The sequence below is a fragment of the Variovorax paradoxus B4 genome, from assembly GCF_000463015.1.
GTDB lineage: Bacteria > Pseudomonadota > Gammaproteobacteria > Burkholderiales > Burkholderiaceae_C > Variovorax > Variovorax paradoxus_E.
Window position 1 is genome coordinate 4853688 of the sequence record NC_022247.1, and the last position, 18907, is coordinate 4872594.

At 63.8% G+C, this 18907-nt stretch carries 18 protein-coding genes; 16 read left to right on the top strand and 2 right to left on the bottom strand.

Annotation, left to right across the window (positions count from 1 at the left end):
- Positions 1 to 49: 49 nt before the first annotated feature.
- Together VAPA_RS22745 and VAPA_RS22750 are read right to left on the bottom strand one after the other, a co-directional pair.
- Entirely contained in the window at positions 50 to 1066 is a 1017-nt protein-coding gene (locus tag VAPA_RS22745) for a Bug family tripartite tricarboxylate transporter substrate binding protein (protein WP_021009121.1), read from the bottom strand.
- 154 nt (positions 1067 to 1220) lie between these two features.
- Positions 1221 to 1940, bottom strand: a complete 720-nt coding sequence (locus VAPA_RS22750; RefSeq protein ID WP_230558915.1) for a response regulator transcription factor — start codon at positions 1938 to 1940, stop codon at positions 1221 to 1223.
- Positions 1941 to 2291: 351 nt separating this feature from the next.
- Between VAPA_RS22750 and VAPA_RS22755 the strand changes: the two genes are divergently transcribed.
- The 16 genes from VAPA_RS22755 to VAPA_RS22820 all read left to right on the top strand — a co-directional run bounded on the left by VAPA_RS22755 (position 2292) and on the right by VAPA_RS22820 (position 18904).
- Positions 2292 to 3479: a tetratricopeptide repeat protein gene (locus tag VAPA_RS22755; RefSeq protein WP_047785825.1), complete on the top strand. Its 1188-nt coding sequence runs from the start codon at positions 2292 to 2294 to the stop codon at positions 3477 to 3479.
- Positions 3479 to 4897, top strand: a complete 1419-nt coding sequence (locus VAPA_RS22760) for a L,D-transpeptidase family protein (RefSeq protein WP_041946204.1) — start codon at positions 3479 to 3481, stop codon at positions 4895 to 4897. The genes VAPA_RS22755 and VAPA_RS22760 overlap by 1 nt, the downstream gene beginning before the upstream one ends.
- Before the next feature lie 416 nt (positions 4898 to 5313).
- Positions 5314 to 5502, top strand: coding sequence for a Flp family type IVb pilin (locus tag VAPA_RS34015; RefSeq protein ID WP_021009125.1), 189 nt, complete (start codon positions 5314 to 5316; stop codon positions 5500 to 5502).
- Between the two features lie 4 nt (positions 5503 to 5506).
- Positions 5507 to 6025 (top strand): A24 family peptidase, encoded by a 519-nt coding sequence (locus VAPA_RS22765; RefSeq protein ID WP_230558916.1) that lies wholly within the window; start codon positions 5507 to 5509, stop codon positions 6023 to 6025.
- Between the two features lie 74 nt (positions 6026 to 6099).
- Entirely contained in the window at positions 6100 to 7089 is a 990-nt protein-coding gene (gene cpaB, locus VAPA_RS22770; protein ID WP_021009127.1) for a Flp pilus assembly protein CpaB, read from the top strand.
- Between the two features lie 49 nt (positions 7090 to 7138).
- Positions 7139 to 8506 (top strand): type II and III secretion system protein family protein, encoded by a 1368-nt coding sequence (locus VAPA_RS22775; RefSeq protein ID WP_021009128.1) that lies wholly within the window; start codon positions 7139 to 7141, stop codon positions 8504 to 8506.
- A 35-nt stretch (positions 8507 to 8541) separates the two neighbouring features.
- Positions 8542 to 9825, top strand: a complete 1284-nt coding sequence (locus VAPA_RS22780) for an AAA family ATPase (protein ID WP_021009129.1) — start codon at positions 8542 to 8544, stop codon at positions 9823 to 9825.
- Positions 9826 to 9833: 8 nt separating this feature from the next.
- The gene (locus VAPA_RS22785) at positions 9834 to 11150 is read left to right on the top strand and encodes a CpaF family protein (protein ID WP_021009130.1); all 1317 of its coding nucleotides are present in this window, start codon (positions 9834 to 9836) and stop codon (positions 11148 to 11150) included.
- Complete coding sequence (locus VAPA_RS22790; protein WP_021009131.1) at positions 11143 to 12123, top strand: type II secretion system F family protein; 981 nt, start codon at positions 11143 to 11145, stop codon at positions 12121 to 12123. The genes VAPA_RS22785 and VAPA_RS22790 overlap by 8 nt, the downstream gene beginning before the upstream one ends.
- Positions 12120 to 13085, top strand: a complete 966-nt coding sequence (locus VAPA_RS22795) for a type II secretion system F family protein (RefSeq protein ID WP_021009132.1) — start codon at positions 12120 to 12122, stop codon at positions 13083 to 13085. Before VAPA_RS22790 ends, VAPA_RS22795 begins: the two co-directional genes overlap by 4 nt.
- Positions 13082 to 14014 carry a tetratricopeptide repeat protein gene (locus VAPA_RS22800; protein ID WP_021009133.1) on the top strand — a complete coding sequence of 311 codons (933 nt, stop codon included), beginning with the start codon at positions 13082 to 13084 and terminating at the stop codon, positions 14012 to 14014. The genes VAPA_RS22795 and VAPA_RS22800 overlap by 4 nt, the downstream gene beginning before the upstream one ends.
- A 126-nt stretch (positions 14015 to 14140) precedes the next feature.
- Complete coding sequence (locus VAPA_RS34020; RefSeq protein ID WP_230558917.1) at positions 14141 to 14434, top strand: DUF3613 domain-containing protein; 294 nt, start codon at positions 14141 to 14143, stop codon at positions 14432 to 14434.
- Positions 14435 to 14464: 30 nt separating this feature from the next.
- Entirely contained in the window at positions 14465 to 14932 is a 468-nt protein-coding gene (locus VAPA_RS22805; protein WP_021009135.1) for a TadE/TadG family type IV pilus assembly protein, read from the top strand.
- 5 nt (positions 14933 to 14937) lie between these two features.
- Complete coding sequence (locus VAPA_RS22810) at positions 14938 to 15429, top strand: TadE/TadG family type IV pilus assembly protein (protein WP_021009136.1); 492 nt, start codon at positions 14938 to 14940, stop codon at positions 15427 to 15429.
- 13 nt (positions 15430 to 15442) lie between these two features.
- Positions 15443 to 17452, top strand: a complete 2010-nt coding sequence (locus tag VAPA_RS34025) for a TadG family pilus assembly protein (protein ID WP_021009137.1) — start codon at positions 15443 to 15445, stop codon at positions 17450 to 17452.
- A gap of 18 nt (positions 17453 to 17470) precedes the next feature.
- Positions 17471 to 18904 carry a sigma 54-interacting transcriptional regulator gene (locus VAPA_RS22820; protein WP_021009138.1) on the top strand — a complete coding sequence of 478 codons (1434 nt, stop codon included), beginning with the start codon at positions 17471 to 17473 and terminating at the stop codon, positions 18902 to 18904.
- The last annotated feature ends 3 nt before the right edge of the window (positions 18905 to 18907 follow it).

The following is an 18907-nucleotide window of genomic DNA, read 5'->3' on the forward strand; positions in this document are numbered from 1 at the left end:
GTGCGCCCCCACGTGGGGGGGAGGCGCCGAAGGCGCTTCGGGGGGCGTCCTAAGCCTCTGAGTGGATGCCCTTCATGATGATCACGCCGCCCAGGCGCGTGGTGTCGGCGCGCATGCGCTTGGCCAGCGCGTCGGGCGAACCGGGCTGCGCCTGCCAGCCGGTCTTCAGCAGCACCTGGCTCACTTCGGGCGAGCCGAGCACCTCGACCAGCACGGCATTGAGCCTGGCGATGGCCGCGGGCTTCATGCCGGCGGGTGCGGCCAGCGCGGTCCAGATCTCGAGGTCGGCGCCGCGCACGTCGGCGTCGCGGATCGTAGGCAGTTCGCTGGCCAGCGGGCTGCGCTCGGGCGAGGTCACACCGATGGCCTTGATCTTTCCCGACTTGATGTGCGGCATTGCCAGGCCGGGCGGCAGCAACGCCAGCTGGATCTCGTTGGCCAGCAGGCCGGCAATGACCTGCGGGTTGCCCGTATAGGGCTTGTGCTGCGCGGTGATGGCTGCGCGGCTCTTGATGAGCTCCATGCCCAGGTGGCCCACCGTGCCCACACCCGGCGTGCCGTACTTGCCGCCGCTGCCGAGGTTGCGCACCCACAGCAGTTGTTCGGCCGATGTCTTGCCCGGGGCGTTGCCCGACACCACCAGCACCAGCGGCGCGGTGCCGATCATGCCGACCGGCGCAAAGTCTTTCTCGGGGTCGAAGCTCAGCTTGGGATTGAGCAGCTTGGCAATGGTGAGATTGCCGTTGATCAGCGCGCCGATGGTGTGGTCGTCGGTCGCCTTGGCCACCTGGTCGGCCACGAGGTTCCCGCTGGCGCCGGGCTTGTTCTCGACCGTGACCGGCTGGCGCAGGATCTTCGACAGCGGCTCGGCGATGGCGCGGGCCGCGAGATCGGGCGATGCGCCGGCGGGAAATCCCACCAGGATGCGAACCGGCTTGGTCGGCCAGGCGGAGTCGCCGCCGGCAGCGGCCGTGCCGGCGCGCTGGGCCCACGAACCGGGTGCAAAAAGCGATGCGGCAACTGCTGCTGCGCCGCCTTCGAGCAAGCGGCGTTTGGTGATCTTCAAGATGGCTCCAGAAAGAGTGGGAGGGAGTCCGGCAACATTGTTCACATTGCACTTACATAACGTTACATGATCATGCTGCATTGCGCAAGCCATTGACCGCGTTGCAGGCAGGGCCCTGCCGCGACTTCTGCGCGCCGGTTCACCCCGGTTCGCGTCAGTTGAAGAGGCCCTGCTGCATTGCCTGATGAACCGCCTGCGTCCGCGACTTGACGCACAGCTTGCGGAAGATGTTCTTGGCGTGAAACTCGACGGTGTTCACGGAAAGAGACACGGACTCGGCGATCTGCCGGTTGCTCCAGCCCTGGGCAATCAGACGCAGCACTTTCAGTTCACGCGGCGACAGCAGCGGCTTGCCCCGCGCCGGGTTCTCAACGGCCGGCAGGGGCTGGATGGCGATCGGCTCCGGCCGGGCGGAGGCGGCAAACAAGCCGAGGATGCGGCGCGCCACGCGCGGGTCCACCGGCGCGCCGCCGCGTTCGATGGCGCGCAGCAGGAACGCAAGTTCGGCATCGTCGGCTTCGGTCAGCAGGTAGCCCACCGCACCCGCGGCAATGGCGGAGGCCACCAGGCAGGCATCGTCGGTTTCCGACATGGCGATGGCCTCGATGTGTGGAAGATCCCTGCGCACGTGGCGGATCAATGCCGCGCCATCGCCATCCGGCCCATCCATGCCGACAAGCACGAACCTGAAGGCCTGCGCGGCCAGCATGGAGCAGGCCTCGGCCTGCGTCGACGCGATCGCCAGCTGCAAGCCCGGCGCAACCGTGGCAAGGATGCGCCGCATGCGCTCGGACACGCTCCGGCTGCCCTCGACGATGAGGGCGCCACCACGCATGCCGGCACCAGGGCCGCCGGGGAATATCGGATGGGACACGCGCACTTTCTTTCGGCCGCACAAGGCGAGCCGAGATGGATGATCTTTGCCTTGAACACTGCATGAACGATGCCCGGCCGAAGCGCCGAAGGCGACGCTCCGCGCCGCGCCGCATGCAGTACTTTGTTTTCATTGGCGAACCGCGTGCACACCCGCTTCCCGGGGGCTGGGAAGGCGCGGCTGCAACCTCCGTTTGGGGCCCTGCGTTACGCATCGGCGGCTGCGCGCGTTACGTAGCGCGCCGCCGCCCCGCACGGCCATTTCGAGTGCCCGCACTGTGTCTGAAGGTTACTCCCCCACTTACAATCCCTGCCGCATCTTCCCTTCCCCCCACACGAGGTCTTGTCCGCAATGCCCAAGAGCCCCCTGCCGCGCGCGCGCTTCAGCTTTTCTCCCACCGTGCGTGCCCTGCTCCTGGCCACCGCCTGTGGCATGGCATTGCCCGTGCTCGCCGCGGTAGAGCACGATGAAGTCGATCGGCTCATGCAAGCCGGCAAGCTCGACGAGGCCATGACCCGCGCTGATGCGTTCCTGAAGGACAAGCCGAAAGACCCGCAGATGCGCTTCCTGAAGGGCGTGATCCAGCTCGATACCGGCAAGCGCGCCGAGGCCATTGCCGCCTTCACCCAGCTCACGCAGGACGCGCCCGAACTGCCCGAGCCGTACAACAACCTCGCCGTCATCTACGCCAGCCAGAACCAGTTCGACAAGGCACGCGGCGCGCTCGAAAGCGCGATTCGCACCAACCCGAGCTATGCCACGGCGCAAGAGAACCTCGGCGACGTGTATGCGCGGCTGGCCAGCCAGGCCTACAGCAAGGCGCTGCAACTCGACCAGAACAACACCGCGGTGCAGCCCAAGCTGGCGGTGATCCGCACCCTGTTCACGCCAACGCCGGCTGGCGGCAAGTCGGCCGCAATGGTGGCGGCGGCGACGCCCGAGGCAACGCCCCGTCCAGCGCCGGCCGCGAAGGCTGCAGCGCCCGCTCCGGCACCCGCGCCCGTCGCAAAGGCGCCTGCCGCGCCAGCGCCCACGCCTGCACCGGCGCCGGCACCCGTCAAGGCAGCGGCCCCCGCAGCAGCGCCGGCGCCCGTTGCGCCGCCGCCCACGGTGGTGGCCAAGGCACCCGAGGCTGCTCCGGTGCCAGCGGCGCCCGCGCCCGCGCCTGCGCCGGCACCGGCCGCTGCGTCCTCTTCCACCTCGACGGCCGAAGTCGAATCGGCCGTGCGCGGATGGGCTGCCGCATGGGCCGGCCAGGACATGGACCGCTACCTTGCCGCCTACGGCTCCGAGTTCAACCCCGGCGGCGGACAAAGCCGCAAGAGCTGGGAAGAAGAACGCCGTGCGCGCATCGTCGGCAAGTCGAGCATCAGCGTGAACATCGAGAACCTGGTGATCAGCGTCAACGGGCAGGCCGCAACCGCCAAGTTCCGCCAGATCTATCGCGCCGACAACCTCAACATCTCGAGCCGCAAGACGCTGGAGCTGCAGCGCGCCGGCAACCAGTGGCACATTCGCAAGGAAAGCGTCGGCGGGTAGTGGCAGATATCGTCCGGCGCAGCCGGCTTCGGCCCCCTTCGCTGCGGCGCAGCGCCAACATGCTTGCCGCGTTCATGACGGCATCGGCCCTGCTGCTGGCAACACCCGGCGCGGCCGCCGCATCGACCAAGCCCGCGAGCGCGAAAACCAGCAGCGCCAAGGCAAAGGCTGCGCACAGCCGCCCGGCCGCCAGGGAAGCCAAAGCCAGGACAAAAAAGGCTGCCGCGGCAGACGCAAGAACCGCCGCAGCCAAGGGCACTCCCCGCAACAAGGCGGCGGCTGCATCTTCCGCCGCAGCCATTCAGCAGGCCAGCAGCGCCGAAGCCCGCCTGATCGCGGTCTACGAACTGTTCGGCCGCGGCCAGGCGCGGCCCGCGCTGGCCAAGGCCCGCGACCTGGTGCGGGACTATCCCAACTTTCAGCTCGCGCAGCTCGTCTATGCCGACCTGCTCGCCACGCAGGTGCCGCCCGCGCACGCCTTTTCCGACGCCACCGGCATCGCGCGGCTGCGCAGCGATCCGGCCATGGCCGATTTGCGCGAGGAATCCCGCCGGCGCCTGCAGGCCCTGCGCGACAGGCCGCCGGCCGGTACCGTGCCTTCGCAGTTCCTGGCGCTGTCCACGCGCAGCCGCTATGCCATTGCGGTCGACGCCTCGCGCTCGCGGCTCTACCTGCTCGAGAACTCCGACAAGGGCCTGCAGCTGGTGGCCGACTACTACGTGTCGGTCGGCAAGTCGGGCATCGGCAAGGCCACCGAGGGCGATGCGCGCACGCCGCTGGGCGTTTACTACGTCACCAGCAGCCTCGACCCCAAGTCGTTGCGCGACTTCTACGGCGCCGGCGCGCTGCCCATCAACTACCCCAACCCCTACGACGTGCGGCGCGGCAAGACCGGCAGCGGCATCTGGCTACACGGCACCCCGCCCCAGCAGTTCTCGCGCGCGCCGCTGGCCAGCGACGGCTGCGTCGTCATGGCCAACCCCGACCTGAAGCAGCTGCTGCGCAAGGTGCAGATCGGCGCCACCCCCGTGGTCACGGCGCCCAGCCTGCAGTGGATTTCGCGCCCGCAGGCCGAAAAGGAAGCCCAGACCTTCACCAGCGCAATTTCGGCCTGGAAAGATGCCAGGGCCAATGGCAATGAAGCGCAATTGAAGAAATTCTATTTGCCCGATTTCCAGCGCAACAGCAAGAAAAACATCGACGGTTTTTCGGTGCTCCACGACGAAGTGGAATACGCCCAGGGCAAACGCGTGCAGTTCAAGGACATGTCCTTCCTGCATTGGCGCGACGGCGACGACACCATGGTCGCCACCTTCGGCGAAGTCTTCGAAGGCGAGAAAAGCGGGCGCACCAGGCGCCAGTACTGGCTGCGCCAAGGCAGCGAGTGGAAGCTTTTCCACGAAGAAATCCTCGGCTGAGACCCTCTCGGCAGCCGGGGTAGGTACCCCACAGGTGTGACTTTTTGCACGGACGCCACGCCTATCTTGGGCGTTATGCATTCAGTTACAACTCTCGTGCTACGTAACGCGTAACGACTTTGTTCCCGTAACAAACGCCGTTCGAATGTTCCGCTGGCACGTAACGTTGTTCCCCCATTCATGGGATGCGCACACATCGTGTCAGAGGGAAAAATGTGTCTCAGGACTGTTACCTCTGCTCCCAAGCGTAGGTCTTCCTGAGGACGGCGAAGGGCTGGCCGCCTTCCTGCTTAGACCGTATGGCCTAGCACAGGAAGGCCTCGAACCCACGGGTTACGGTTGTTGATACACGGAGTTACGCTGTATAACATCCACCTGGCCAGCCTCTCTTGTTAACACTTTTTTAAAGGGAAATCATGCTTCGCTCTATTACTCGTTTTCTGCGCGATGAAGAAGGTGCTACTGCAATTGAATATGGAATTATTGCGGGGTTGATGGCTATTGTTTTGGCTGCAATTTTCAGCAATACCGATGGGACTCTCGCCGCCGCACTTCGTGGCGTGTTTTCGCGAATTTCCACGACGCTGGGCGGCGCCGCTACTTAAAACGTTGTCTCTGCACTTTCTCGCCGAGTCTTCATTTCTTGTCTGGTTGTTGTTTGTTGCCGTCTACGATTTCCGAAAGCGCCGCGTCCCCAATTGGCTGGTGCTTGGCGGGGCCGCGCTGGCCTTGGCAGCACTGGTTGTTGACCGGCAGCCTTTCGGACTTTCGTGGACTGCAGCCTTTCTGGGCGCAGCGATCGGGTTCGGATTTCTTCTGCTGTTTTATGTCCTCGGTCTCATGGGAGCAGGGGACGTGAAGTTCGCAGGCGCTCTCGGGCTTTGGGTGGGCTTGCCGGGCCTCATGCCGATCTGGATCGCTGCGAGCTTGCTTGCCGGAGCCCACGGCGTGCTCTGGCTCGTATTGAAACGCTGGGCTGTTTTTCCCAAGGTTGCCGTGGCACTTAGGGGCCGATCGCAGGCCCCTGATGACATCGCGTCGTCAGGCATTCGCACGCGCTTCATCCCTTATGCGGCCTATCTCGCAATGGCCACTGCGGCATGGATTGTTTGGGGGCGACAGAGTTAGCCGCTGCAATCTCTGTCTCGCAGGCCCTTCCCGTCCCACATGGTTGCTTGCTCCTCTTCTTCAGTCCGCCGCTCATGATCAATCTCACGAAAATAGTCGCCGCCATCCTCGTACTCCTGGCCCTCGCGCTCGGCGGCTATGCATGGATGCTTAGCCGCCAGCCCCCACCGCCGGTTGCCGTCGTACCGTCCGCAACCGCTCCCGGCAAGGCCGCCCAAGCGCAGACCTTTGCGGTGGTCGTCGCAGCCAAGCCGCTGCCTGCGGGCCAGGCAATTCCAGCCGACGCACTTCGCATCGAGCACCTGACGATCAATCCCGCGGGCGCGTTCCAGGAGACTGCGCCGCTCGCAGGTCGTGTACCCGTGATCGACCTGGGCGAAGGCTCGCCGCTTCTCGAAGGCCAGCTCGTTTCCGGCCTGGCCCTGCGCGTCGCCGAAGGCGAGCGTGCCATCGCCATCAAGGCCGACGAGACCATGGGTGTGGGCAACAAGGTCCAGCCCGGCGACTTCGTCGACGTGTTCCTGATGCTCAAGTCCGACAGCAAGGACATCGACCGCAGCCAGGCGCGCCTGCTCCTGTCGCGCAAGCGCGTGCTGGCCTACGGCAGTGCTTCCGTCGATGGCCTGCCATCCAAGATGGACAAGAACGGTGCCGCGCAGCAGCAGGCCCAGCGCGCCGAGTCAGCCCGGACGGCGGTGCTCGCAGTGCCGGTGGACGACATCAACCGGTTGACGCTCGCCGAGAACAGCGGCCGCTTGCTGCTGGCGCTGCGTAACCCCACCGACATGTCGGAACCCGATCCAAAGCTTTTTGCCGAGTTGCCCACCGCGCTGCAGCCGCTTCCGCCGAAAGCCGGCGAACCGCGCCGCCCACCGCTTGAAGGTCTGGACCGCGCGCAGGCTGGCGTCACCACGGCCGACTTCGTGACCGGCGGCAAGCCGGGCGCCGTGCGCGCTCCGGCCGTCGCTTCTGCGCGGGTTGCGACGACCGCCACTGGCGGAACACGCGGCGGGCTCAAGGTCGAAGTGATTCGCGGCGACCGTAGCGAAACCATCAACTACTGATCAGCAAACAAGTGGCACGCCCATGCACGCCACGCAGGAAACGAACACCATGACGATCGCCCTTCGCGCGAAAACAGCCGGTCCGGCACGTCCTCTGCGTCCAACGCTCGCGGTGCTGTGCCTGCTGGCCCAGGGGGCATGGCCCGTGGCGGCCACAGCGGCCGACGCAGCAGAAGCAGCATCTGCCCGTCCTGCACTGCAACTGCGGATCGACGCCGGCACGCAAAAGGAACTGCTGATCATCAAGGGCATCGAGCGCATGGCCATTGCCGACGAGACCGTCGCCGGCGTCGCGCTCACCCGCCAATCGCCCAACTCGCCGGCCGCGCGCCTCATCGTGACCGGCAAGGCCGCGGGCCGGACCACGCTCATGATCTGGGAAAAAGGCCAGCCGACCGCGACGGTCTATGCACTCGAAGTGCGGCGCCGCGCCTCCACGCTCTCCGGCTCGCTCAACAGCATGACTGCGCACCAGGAAGCGCGCGATGCGGCCATGGCCGCCGGCGGAGAAAAATCGGCGTTGGTCGACCGCTCCGTCGTCAACGTGCGAAGCAACACCGTGCAGGTCGAAGTCAAGATTGTCGAGTTCAACCGCAGCGTGCTCAAGCAGGCCGGCCTCAACATCTTCAGCACGCGCGCCAACTCCAACGGTTTCAGCTTCGGCGTGTTCACACCGTCGTCGCTGCGTTCCGCAACGTTCGGGAGCGATGGTTCGATCAGCGGTGAATACAACAACCCGCTCGCACAAGCCTTCAGCCTCTTGTTCAACTTCGGCAAGGCGGGACTAGGCCTGAACGTCGGATTCCTCGAGGGCAACGGCATGGCCCGCGTGCTTGCCGAGCCGACGCTGGTGGCGCTCTCAGGCCAGAGCGCAAGCTTCCTGGCCGGCGGCGAACTGCCCGTGCCCGCACCGCAGGGCCTGGGCACCACGAGCATCGAATACAAACCTTTCGGCATTGGCCTCACCCTCACGCCCACCGTACTGTCGAACGACCGCATTGTGCTCAAGGTGGCGCCCGAGGCCAGTGATCTGGACTACACGAACTCGCTCAGCATCGGTGGTGTCGCAGTGCCCGCCATCAGCACGCGCCGGGCCGACACCACGGTGGAACTCGGCGACGGCGAGAGCTTCATCATTGGCGGCCTCGTGAGCCGCACCACGACCTCCAACGCCGACAAGGTGCCGCTGCTCGGCGACATTCCGGTGCTCGGAACCTTCTTCAAGCAGAACAAGTATCAGATGAGCGAGAAGGAACTGGTGATCCTTGTCACGCCGCACCTGGTGAAGCCCATCGCGCGTGGCACCGATCTCGCCCCGTACCTGCCAGGTGGTGCCGAGCAGCGCGATGGCCCGGTGTGGCGCGTGCATCTGTTGGGGCCGGCTTCAGGCACGACGGTGCCGGGCTTCTCGCGTTGACGGAAACAAACCACGCAAAGCCTGTGGCCGATGCCATGAACGCTCCACGCGACAACCTTCCTGAAACCGGTGCGGAGACCTACCTCTTCGCATCGCCGAACAGCAGCCACATCACGTGGCTGACCGACGCACTCGGCCAACTGGGCGCGGTGGTGATCCTTCCCGCCGAGGCCAAGTCGATCGACGAGCGCATTGCCATGCTCAGCCCGGCGGCGGTCTTTCTCGATTTCTCGGGCGACCACGCCGCTGCCGCAAGCGAGCTTCACCAGCGCCTCAAGCGCGAGTGGCCCACGCTGCCGGTGCTGGCGACTGGCGTTTCGGCCGAGCCGGCTTCCATGCTCGCCGCGCTGCGCGCCGGTGTGGACGATTTCGTCGACATGAGCGCACCGCCAACGGATGCGGTCAACACGCTGCGCAAGCTTCTCGATCGGCAAAGCAGTCTGCAAAGCCGCGCCCGCGGATGCACGCTTGCGCTGCTTGGCGCCAGACCCGGCATTGGCGTGACCACGCTCGCGGCCAGCCTGTCACTGATGCTCAACGACCAGCTGTCCCAGGCGGCCGCGCCTTCTCACGGCCGCAACACGCGCCGCGGAGTGGCGCTGCTCGACCTCGGATTGCCGGCTCGCGATGGTCTTCTGTATCTCGACACGCAAAGCGGCTTCAGCTTTGTCGATGGCGTGCGAAACCTGCGCCGCCTCGACCAGACGCTGCTGCACACCGCACTGGCTCACCACACGAGCGGCGTGGCCGTACTGCCGCTGCCCGCGAGTCTTGCCCAAGTGCGCGAGATCTCCCATGCGGATTCGGTGGCGCTGATCAAGCGGCTCGGCGACTTCTACGATTTCCAGATCGCCGACCTTGGCGGTTTTTCGACGCTCGATTTTGTCGCCCAGACCGTGAAGGCCGCCCAGCGCAGTTGGGTGGTGTGCGACCAGAGCATCGGTGCCATCGTCTCCACGGCCAACATGCTCAAGGAACTGCGCACCCGCGGCATCGATACCGATCGGCTGTCGCTCGTGGTCAACAAGTTCGACGGCCACGTCGGCCTGCCAGCCAAGGACATTGCCGATCGGCTCGAACTGCCGCTGCACCATGTCCTGCCGGCGCGCAGCACGCAACTCCTGGCGGCAGCGAGCCGCGGCGAAATGCTGGTGCGCACCGCACGCAACGACGCGTATTCGCAGGCCGTAGCCGGCCTCGCACGCGGACTGAACCAGGAATACACGTCCGAAGCGGGCCAGGCGCCAGCCAAGGAATCCAGCTGGGTCGCGCGAATGTCCCAAATTGCCGGCTTCTGGAAAAGCTCTAGTCAAGGTTGAACCGCCCCATGTCCAACGATCTCGAATTCGCCGACGACGACCAGGCGTTCATCAATTCCCAGCAGTTCCAGGACATCAAGAGCTGGACGCATGACCATCTGCTGAGCCGCATCGAAGAGCTTGGCGCGGAGTTCGGCCGCTGGTCTCGTGCCTCGATCCAGCAGTTTGTCGAACTGGAGGTCGACAGCTTCGTTCGCCTGCGCCGCGTGCCGATCAACGACCGCGAGATGCAGCTCATCTCCGATGCACTGACCAAGGAACTTGCGGGCTTCGGGCCGCTGGAAGATCTGCTCAACGATCCCGCGGTCGAAGACATTTTGATCAACGGCTACCAGAACGTCTACGTATCGCGCCACGGCATGCTGGAGCGCGAGACCGTGCGATTTGCCGATGCGGAGCATGTGATGCGCATCGTGCGCCGCATCCTCGCACCGCTGGGCCGCCGGCTCGACGAATCCAACCCGATGGTCGATGCGCGCCTGCCCGACGGCGGCCGCATCAACGTGATCATCGAGCCGCTGGCCATCGACGGACTCTCGGTCTCGATCCGTAAGTTCCGCAAGGAGCCGCTCACGCCGGCCGACCTGGTGAAGCTCGGCACCTTCGACGCAGGCATGGCGCAGTTGCTGGAGATTGCCGTGCGTGCGCGCTGCAACATCCTTGTGAGCGGCGGCACCAGCTCGGGCAAGACATCGCTGCTCAATGCGCTCGCCACCTTCATTCCCGCGCGCGAGCGCGTCATCACCATCGAAGACACGGCGGAACTGTCGCTGGGCACGAGCCACGTCGTCCGGCTCGAAAGCCGCCCCGGCGGCTTCGACGGCACGGGTGTGGTGTCGATCCGCGACCTGCTGCGCAACAGCCTGCGCATGCGGCCCGACCGGATCATCGTGGGCGAAGTGCGCGGCGCCGAGGTGATCGAGATGATGCAGGCGATGAACACGGGCCACGAAGGCTCAATGGGCACCATCCACGCAAGCTCGCCGCGCGAATGCCTCTACCGCCTTGAAATGCTCGCGGGCTTTGCGGGCTACCAGGGCAGCGAAGTAAGCCTGCGCCGGCAGATTGCCAATGCCATCGATTTCATCGTGCAGATCGGACGCCTCTCGAGCGGGCAGCGCCGCATCCTTTCATTGAGCGAAGTCACCGGCGTCAACGACAACGTGGTCGCAATGCAGGAGCTCTACCGCTACGAGCCGATCACGTCGCCCGACGGCGAGGAGCGCGATCGCTGGATATCGCTGGGCATAGCACCGCATTCGCCCAAGATCACGCGCTTCCGCCAGTCGCTGGCGCGCGCGCAGCAGGGAGACAACCGTGGCTAAGGTCCTGCTGACGGTGGCTTGCATCGCGCTGCTGCTTGCAGCCGCGGGGCTGCTGCTGTGGCAATGGGCGAAAGGGCGCCAGGCACGCCAGGCGGCAGGACGGCATCTGAACCAGCAGATTCTGGCCAGCACCGCGGCTGCAGTGCAAGCGCCCATGCCTTTGAGGGATCTGCCCAGCGATGGGCTCATGACTGACCCGTGGCTCGAGACCGATGCAAGCGCCGCGGCTTCTGAACCCGTTGGGCTTCTTGAAAAGGCCATGCCCGACCGCCTGATTGGCGTGATCGAGCCGCGCGTGATCGCGCTGGGCTTGGCCGTCGTCGTGGCACTGGCCGCACTTGCCGGTCTGTTCGGCGGCTGGATTGCGGGGTTGAGTGCGCTCACTTTGTTGGCACTCCTCGCGGTCTTCGCAATCTGGTTGCGGCTGCAGAAGTTCCGCCGCAAGCTGGTCAGTCAGTTGCCTGCATACATCGACGCGATGGTGCGACTGATCACCATCGGCAACTCCACTCAGGCGGCGTTCCAATTGGCAATTGCCACCACGGAGGCTCCATTGCGCGGCCAGTTGGAACGCGCGGCATCACTGGTGCGCGCGGGCATGGAATTGGACCGCGCGCTGCACCAGACAGCCAGCAGTGTCCGCATCGACGAGATGTTCCTATTGGCCTCCATCCTCGGCCTGGGTGTACGCTATGGCGGCCGCGCCGATCTGCTGCTGGAGCGTGTAGGCAACTTCATGCGCGACCGCGAGCAGGCGGAGCACGAGTTGGTTGCCATGTCATCGGAAACCCGCCTTTCGGCGTGGGTCCTGGGGCTGCTGCCCGTGGGCGTGGGCGCCTTCCTCATCATGGCCAATCCCGACTACTTCGTAGGGATGTGGAATGACGATACAGGTCGCATGCTGATCTTCTCCTCGGCGGGCCTTCAGCTGATCGGCGCCGCCCTCCTTTATCGATTGGCAAGGCTGTCATGACGTTGTCGCCCAATCAACTCGCCGTTCTTAGCCTGGCGTTACTCGCGCTAGGGCTCATGGCAGGAGCAGGCGCACTGATTGCGGCCGAACTGCGTCGCGCGCGCAGCGGAAAGGTTATCGGCCGCGCCATTCATCAAGTCGTGGAAGCTCCGGACCTGTCGAAAGCTCCCGCCGATGTGGAGGGAGAGGCTGGCGCCTCGACGAAGTCCGATATCGAGCTACCGTTCCACTGGCTCGATTCACGGCTCGGCCGGACGCTCGTGGCAGATGAAGACCGCAATCTCATCGACCAGTGTGGTCTTTCCTCGAAGCGGGCGCAATTGGTCTTCTTGGTGGCCCGTGTCTTTCTTGCGCTCCTTCTTCCATTTCTCGCCTATCTTCTATGGAGCGCGGGCCATTCACAGCGCACCGTCGTTATCGTCCTTGCGGCCGCGTTCGCCATTGGCTTCATGGCGCCGAAATGGGTGCTCGGCCGTTTTGCTGCCACGCGGCGCGAGCGGGCGAATCAGGAGCTTCCGCTCTTTATCGATTTGCTGCGCCTTCTCCAAGGCGTTGGGCTGAGCCTGGACCAGAGCCTGCAGATCATGGCCAGCGACTTCTCGCACGTGCTGCGCGTGCTCGGCTACGAGCTGACCTTGGCCAACAACCAGTACAGCCGCGGTCGCAGCCGCGAGCACTCGTTGCAGCGCCTCGCGACCTTGCACAAGAACGAGAACCTCCGAGGGCTCGTGTCCTTGCTGGTGCAGGTCGACAGGCACGGCGGCGCCGTGCAGGAACCGTTGCGCATCTTCAGCGACCGGCTGCGCGAGCACCGGCGTTCCGAAATGAAGGAAAAAATCGGGAAGATCACGGTGAAGATGACCGCCGTCATGGTGTCCACGCTGATGCCGGCGCTGGTCATCGTCACGGCAGGACCGGGCTTCATCGCGATATTCCGATCACTGGGAGCTGTCGCCAAATGAAAACGCTGGACTTTTGCATGTGCTCGCCCGCCGTGCGTCGCCTGCTGGCTTTCGCCTCCGCAGGCGCCGTGGTTCTCGTCTTCACCGGCTGCACGAGCATCAAGGATCAGTACGCCGCCAGTGCGGACGCGCAACAACGCATGGCCGCCGAAGCGGCTGCGGACACGAAGGCAGGGGCGACCGTAGACACCCAAGCGACCTATCTCAAGCTCGTCGAGCAGATGCAGAAGGAAGACCTGTGGTTTGCCTCGCTCGCGCACATCGACGCACTCGAACGACGGTGGGGCGTATCGCCCGAGTCCACACGCGTGCGCGCGGAAGCGCTGCGCCAAACGGGGCAGGCCACCGCTGCCGAAGCTTCCTACAAGCGGCTGATGGGTACACCGCTTGAGGGGGCCGGTTACCGTGGATTAGGACTCCTGGCCGGAGCGCGCAGCAACTACCCCGAAGCTGTGCAGTTTCTGAGACAAGCCCAGCACCGAGCGCCAACAGATGCCTTGCTGCTGAGCGACCTGGGCTATGCCCAATTGCGTGCGGGCTCGATCGACGAAGCCCGGCTTCCGCTGATGCAGGCTCTGCAGCTTCGCCCTGACAGTGCACAGGCACAGGCCAATCTTGCGCTGTATCTCGAACTCAGCAATCAGCAAGAGCAGGCGGCCGCCATGATGGATGCGAACCGGATGTCTCCCGCCGCACGTCTGGCGATCAAGGAGGCCGCGCAGCAACTCCGTCGTGGCGGTGCTGTGACTGCCACCTCAGCCCTCGCTACCGGGATGACAGTCCGCGACGAAGTTGCTCCGCCACTCGTGCTCAAGGCCTCGCGCTCGTCCAACATGATTGGTGTGCGCACCGCCATTCAGTCGAATCCAGCAGCAAACGCCCCCTCGACAACCCTGTCACCGATCTCGACTTCGCGAGGTACACCATGAACAAAAAAAATCGACACCGTTTTCCGCGCCTTGTCAGCATGCAGCTGGCTCATCGCAATTCTTGCCTTTTCGTCAGCAGCGATGGCGCAGAGCGCGGCAACTTCCGGTTCGCCCCTCTCTTCCACGGTGGAAACCACGCAGGCCACGCCTAAAGCGTCGACCAATCCGCCTCAGAACGAAGCCGCGAACGCAGAGGATGCCGAGGAGCTTGACTATGCGCCGCTACAAGTGGGTGACGCCACCCAAGGCTTGCTGGCTTGGCAGCGCAGTGGCGATATCGCGTCCAAAACACCGCGCCCCATCGGGGGAAGCGTGGCGCAGCGTAGCTATGAACGCTATCTGAAGAGTTTCGAGTTTCCGATACCGGAACGTTTGAGTTCGACGGTCAAGACCACCGCCGGTAGCGGCGGCGCAAAGTAAGCCGCCACAGCACCTGACTCATTGCGCCCAATGAAGACCATCCGCGCACTCTCACCACGCCGCCAGCGCGGCGTGTATGCAATTGAGTTCGCGGTGGTGTTCATGGTCTTCTTCAGCATCCTCTATGCCGTCATCTGCTACGGGATGCTGTTCGCGTTCCGGCTCGGCCTGCAGAACGCGGCCGAAGACGGCGCGAGAGCGGCGCTTCAATATCAGAGCAGTCTGGAGGACCGAAGAAAGCACGCAGCAGATGTCGCAACCTCTCAAAGCAACTGGATGCCGCAAGTAGTGAAGCCCACCGTGTCGGCACAGATCTGTCGAGTTGAAGGAGTCAACCAATGCTCCCCTATCACTTGCGGACCGTCATGGAGCCAACGATGCCAAGTCGAAGTTCTCGTACAAGCCAACAACCTTGGATCGCTGCTGCCTCCTTTGCCGAGCTTCGCCGTGCCGACCCAGATCGCCGGCAAAGCGAGCATGCTGCTTGAGTTGAGGTGAAAGTCATGTCCGCCACAAGCATCCGACTGCGTACCAGAACCACCGCTCTCGGCCTCCAGCGCGGTGTTGCCGCTATCGAGTTCGCCTTCGTTTTCGTATTTCTCTTTCTTGTGATGTACGGACTGGTGACCTTTGGCGCGATCTTCTACACGCAGCAAGCCGTCTCACGCGCCGCAGAAGATGGCGCACGCGCGGCGATGCTGCTGCCGCAACCACCGGATCAGGAGAGCGTTCGCCAAGTCGTTTTCGATTCGCTTGCGCGCTCACTTGTCGTTCCCATCTCCTTCAATGCCGACATGGCCAGCAGAAAGACTTGGCTCTCTACCAACGTCACGGTCACCCCTTGCTCGGCCACGCCGGGCGCTACGAGTTGTGTAGTGACTGTCACCTACCTCTATAAGAACAATCGCATCCTGCCTTCTGTGTCGTTGCTGGATACCAGTTGGGTGCCGGACAACTTACGGAGCAGCGCCACCGCGGCGCTTCGACCGTCGTGAGATATCCAACAAGATGACTACGAGATCCATCGCCGCCTTCCGCCAAGCAGCGCACCGACGCAATCGAGGTTCGGTCCTCATTAACACTGCAATTGCGTTGAGCTTGATCATCATCACATTGGTCGGAACGGAATTGGGTTACCTCTTCTACATGAAACGCGAGTTTCAGAAATCTGCGGACTTGGCAGCGCTGGCCGGAGCACAGTCGATTCAGCCGGACAGCTGTGTTGATGCCATTTCCGCTGCAATCAATAACGCTTCGCAGAATCTGCCAACGGGCTTTGCGCTCACTGCCTCGGACATAACATGCGGGCGCTGGGATCCGTCGCTACGGCCTACTGCACCTCACTTCGGCGCTCCCATTGGTGGCGAGAAATTCAATGCGGTTCGCGTCAGCATCTCGCGAGCACCACCGCTTCTTCTCTCCGGAATCTCGGGAAATCAAGGCAAGACGATTAGTGTCGAAGCGCTCGCTGCACTGCGAGATCCCGCCGCATTGCTGTCGATTCGCAGCACCCTCTTGACTGTAGACTCGACGCGTTCGGCCTTACTGAATAGTGTCTTTGGTGGTCTTCTCGGCGGTGGAAGCCTCGCCATTGGAATCGGAGGGTGGCAAGGACTCGTCGATACGAATATCAAGTTGCTCACATTCGTGGACCAACTCGGCATCGACCTTGGCATCGGTGTCGGCAAGTACGACCAAGTTCTTGGCACGGACGTCAGTGTCGGCGTTCTGATCAAGGCAATGATCCACGCGCTAGAGAAAAGCGGCAGTACGGCAACCGCAGCAATCCAGGCGCTCGGCCTGATTCAACTCGCCGCAGAAGCCTCACCGGTCGTTGTCAAGCTTGGAGATTTGCTCGGTGTGCAGACCGGTTCAACGGCCGCCGGGCTCAATGCCGACCTTCAATTGTTTCAGCTGATTCAGGGAGTCGTTCAGATTGCGAACGGCAAGAATGCGCTGGTGGCCAGCATCCCTCTCGCCGTTCCGGGCGCCTTGACGGTCACGACCAATCTGAGGGTTATCGAACCTCCTCAAGTCTCTGCCATTGGTAATCCTGCGCTGGCCAAACTTGATCCTACCGGCCCCAATCAAATCTATGTGCGAACAGCTCAGATTCGGACATTGGTTTCCATTGAGTTGCCTGCGCTCAATGGTGTGTCGAATCTGGTCAATGCGGTAACGACGCTGATCTCGCCCGTCACAGATCTTCTGAATAGCTTGTTGAGTCTGAAGCTGGATGTCCTTGCCGACGTTCTTAGTTGCCTGATCGCATGCACGAAAGACGTCACTGACGTTGATATCCTTCCTGCACCACTGCGCCTGGACATCAACCTCGATGCAGGAGGTGGCGAGTCTCGCGTCACGGATTTCAGCTGCCCTGCCGCGGCCAAGACTCTGGTGACCCAAACAACAACAGCAGCAGCCACGCTTCGCATCGGGAAAATGGGGGACTCTGCCGAAGATGCCAAGAACAAGGTCTTTGCATCAAATGCTCCACCGGCCGTGAGTTCTGTTCCCATAATCGACATCGGGTCTCTCAAGTGCACTCGCCTTCTGGTTGGCCTAATTCCTGTGTCCTGCGACGAGGCACATCGCAAAGCCTTTTATGGCGGCGGGCTCGGGATCAAAGCGGAAATACCTGTTGCTGAAACGACTGCAGCACAGGTCTTTTCAGACCCACCAGATCTCGCGGATCTGGAACGTGAGACGCCATACCTCCCCGTTTCATCGCAGAACATCGTTAATAGCTTGAGCTCCACCCTTGAGGGACTCAATCTTCTGAATCCCATTCCACCAACAGGAAGCCCCAATGGGGGCTTGCAAAGCGTACTTACGGCCCTGACCAATGTCCTGGGTACAGTCATTGACGTCTTGCAGGGCGTGATATCCGGCGTGCTTACCCCCTTGCTCGATCCGCTCGTCAATACTCTGCTTCGTGATGTGCTTGGAACAAACTTGGCACAAACCGAAGTGGGCTCGCGACTGACATGCGCCGGTAGTGCCGAGCTTGTTTACTGAAATGCCGATTCCTTCGAGATGAGCTCCCCCTCCAACTTCGACGAACTCGACCTCTTTGTCTGGGAAGGCAAGGCCGACATCCTCGACCGTATCGCGCGGTGCATGGCGAGCTTCGACGTGGAGGTGATCCGGGCCGATGGTTTGCCGCCGCCGCAGCAGGACCGCGGCACTGCGCTTCGGCCTTCGGTTGCCATCCTCAGTGTCACGGTGATCGACAGCGGTGGCCTGGCGCACGCCACCGAGCTGCTGCAGGGCATGCCGGTGATCTGGGTGGCGGCGGCCTCGCGGGAGCGGGATTCGCGCACGTATCCGCCCGAGTACCTGCACGTGCTGCCCTACGACTTCACCTGCGCCGAGCTGCGCACAATGGTGGCCAAGCTGGTTCGGCAGCTGCGCGCGCGCGACGTGGCGCCGCAGGCGCCCGATGTGCTGGTGGCGCATTCGGATGCGATGAAATCGCTGTTGGCCGAAGTGACTGCCTTTGCCGATTGCAACCACAGCGTGCTGGTGCGCGGCGAAACGGGCGTGGGCAAGGAGCGCATCGCGCAGCAGCTCCACCTCGGGCACCAGCACTACAGCAAGGGCGCGTTCGTGGCGGTGAACTGCGGCGCGATTCCCGATGGCCTGTTCGAATCGCTCTTCTTCGGCCACACCAAGGGCTCGTTCACCGGCGCCGTGCATGCGCACCGCGGCTATTTCGAGCAGGCCACGGGCGGCACGCTGTTCCTCGACGAGATCGGCGATCTGCCGCGCTACCAGCAGGTGAAACTGCTGCGCGTGCTGGAAGACAACGCGGTCACGCGGTTGGGCGCCACGGCGCCGATCCGGGTCGACTTTCGGCTGGTGGCGGCCACCAATCGCAACCTGCGCGAGATGGTGGCAAGCGGCGAGTTCCGCGCCGACCTGTTCTACCGGCTCGCGGTGATCGAGCTGCACGTGCCCAGCCTGGAGGAGCGCGGGGAGATCGACAAGATCGCGATCTTCAAGGCGCTGCTGGCCAATGTGCTGGGCGACGAACTCGAGACGCTTGGAGAAACGCCGCACTGGCTCAGCGATGCGGTGGCGGAGACCTACTTTCCCGGCAACGTGCGGCAGCTGCGCAACCTGGCCGAGCGGGTGGGCGTGATTGCGCGGCAGCTGCACAGCTGGGACCAGAACCTGATCCAGCGCGCCATTGCGCTCACGCGCGGCACGCCGACGCTGGCAGCAGGCGCGGCGGAGCGCAACGGCCATGGCGGAGGCACCATGAACGGCGTGGCGCTCGACAGCAACGGCGACCGCAAGGGATGGAACAGCAGCGAGCGCAACCGCATCATCGCGGCGCTGGAGATCAACGACTGGAAGCGCCAGGACACCGCGCAGCACCTGGGCATCAGCCGCAAGGTGCTGTGGGAAAAGATGCGCAAGTACCAGATCCTCGACGGCGAGCCAGGCATCCCCGAGGATGTCTGAACT

Coding starts and splice junctions, on each gene's coding strand:
- VAPA_RS22755 (WP_047785825.1), top strand. CDS start 2,292: ATGCCCAAGAGCCCCCTGCCGCGCGCGCGCTTCAGCTTTTCTCCCACC.
- VAPA_RS34015 (WP_021009125.1), top strand. CDS start 5,314: ATGCTTCGCTCTATTACTCGTTTTCTGCGCGATGAAGAAGGTGCTACT.
- cpaB (WP_021009127.1), top strand. CDS start 6,100: ATGATCAATCTCACGAAAATAGTCGCCGCCATCCTCGTACTCCTGGCC.
- VAPA_RS22775 (WP_021009128.1), top strand. CDS start 7,139: ATGACGATCGCCCTTCGCGCGAAAACAGCCGGTCCGGCACGTCCTCTG.
- VAPA_RS22780 (WP_021009129.1), top strand. CDS start 8,542: ATGAACGCTCCACGCGACAACCTTCCTGAAACCGGTGCGGAGACCTAC.
- VAPA_RS22785 (WP_021009130.1), top strand. CDS start 9,834: ATGTCCAACGATCTCGAATTCGCCGACGACGACCAGGCGTTCATCAAT.
- VAPA_RS22795 (WP_021009132.1), top strand. CDS start 12,120: ATGACGTTGTCGCCCAATCAACTCGCCGTTCTTAGCCTGGCGTTACTC.
- VAPA_RS22800 (WP_021009133.1), top strand. CDS start 13,082: ATGAAAACGCTGGACTTTTGCATGTGCTCGCCCGCCGTGCGTCGCCTG.
- VAPA_RS22805 (WP_021009135.1), top strand. CDS start 14,465: ATGAAGACCATCCGCGCACTCTCACCACGCCGCCAGCGCGGCGTGTAT.
- VAPA_RS22810 (WP_021009136.1), top strand. CDS start 14,938: ATGTCCGCCACAAGCATCCGACTGCGTACCAGAACCACCGCTCTCGGC.
- VAPA_RS34025 (WP_021009137.1), top strand. CDS start 15,443: ATGACTACGAGATCCATCGCCGCCTTCCGCCAAGCAGCGCACCGACGC.
- VAPA_RS22820 (WP_021009138.1), top strand. CDS start 17,471: ATGAGCTCCCCCTCCAACTTCGACGAACTCGACCTCTTTGTCTGGGAA.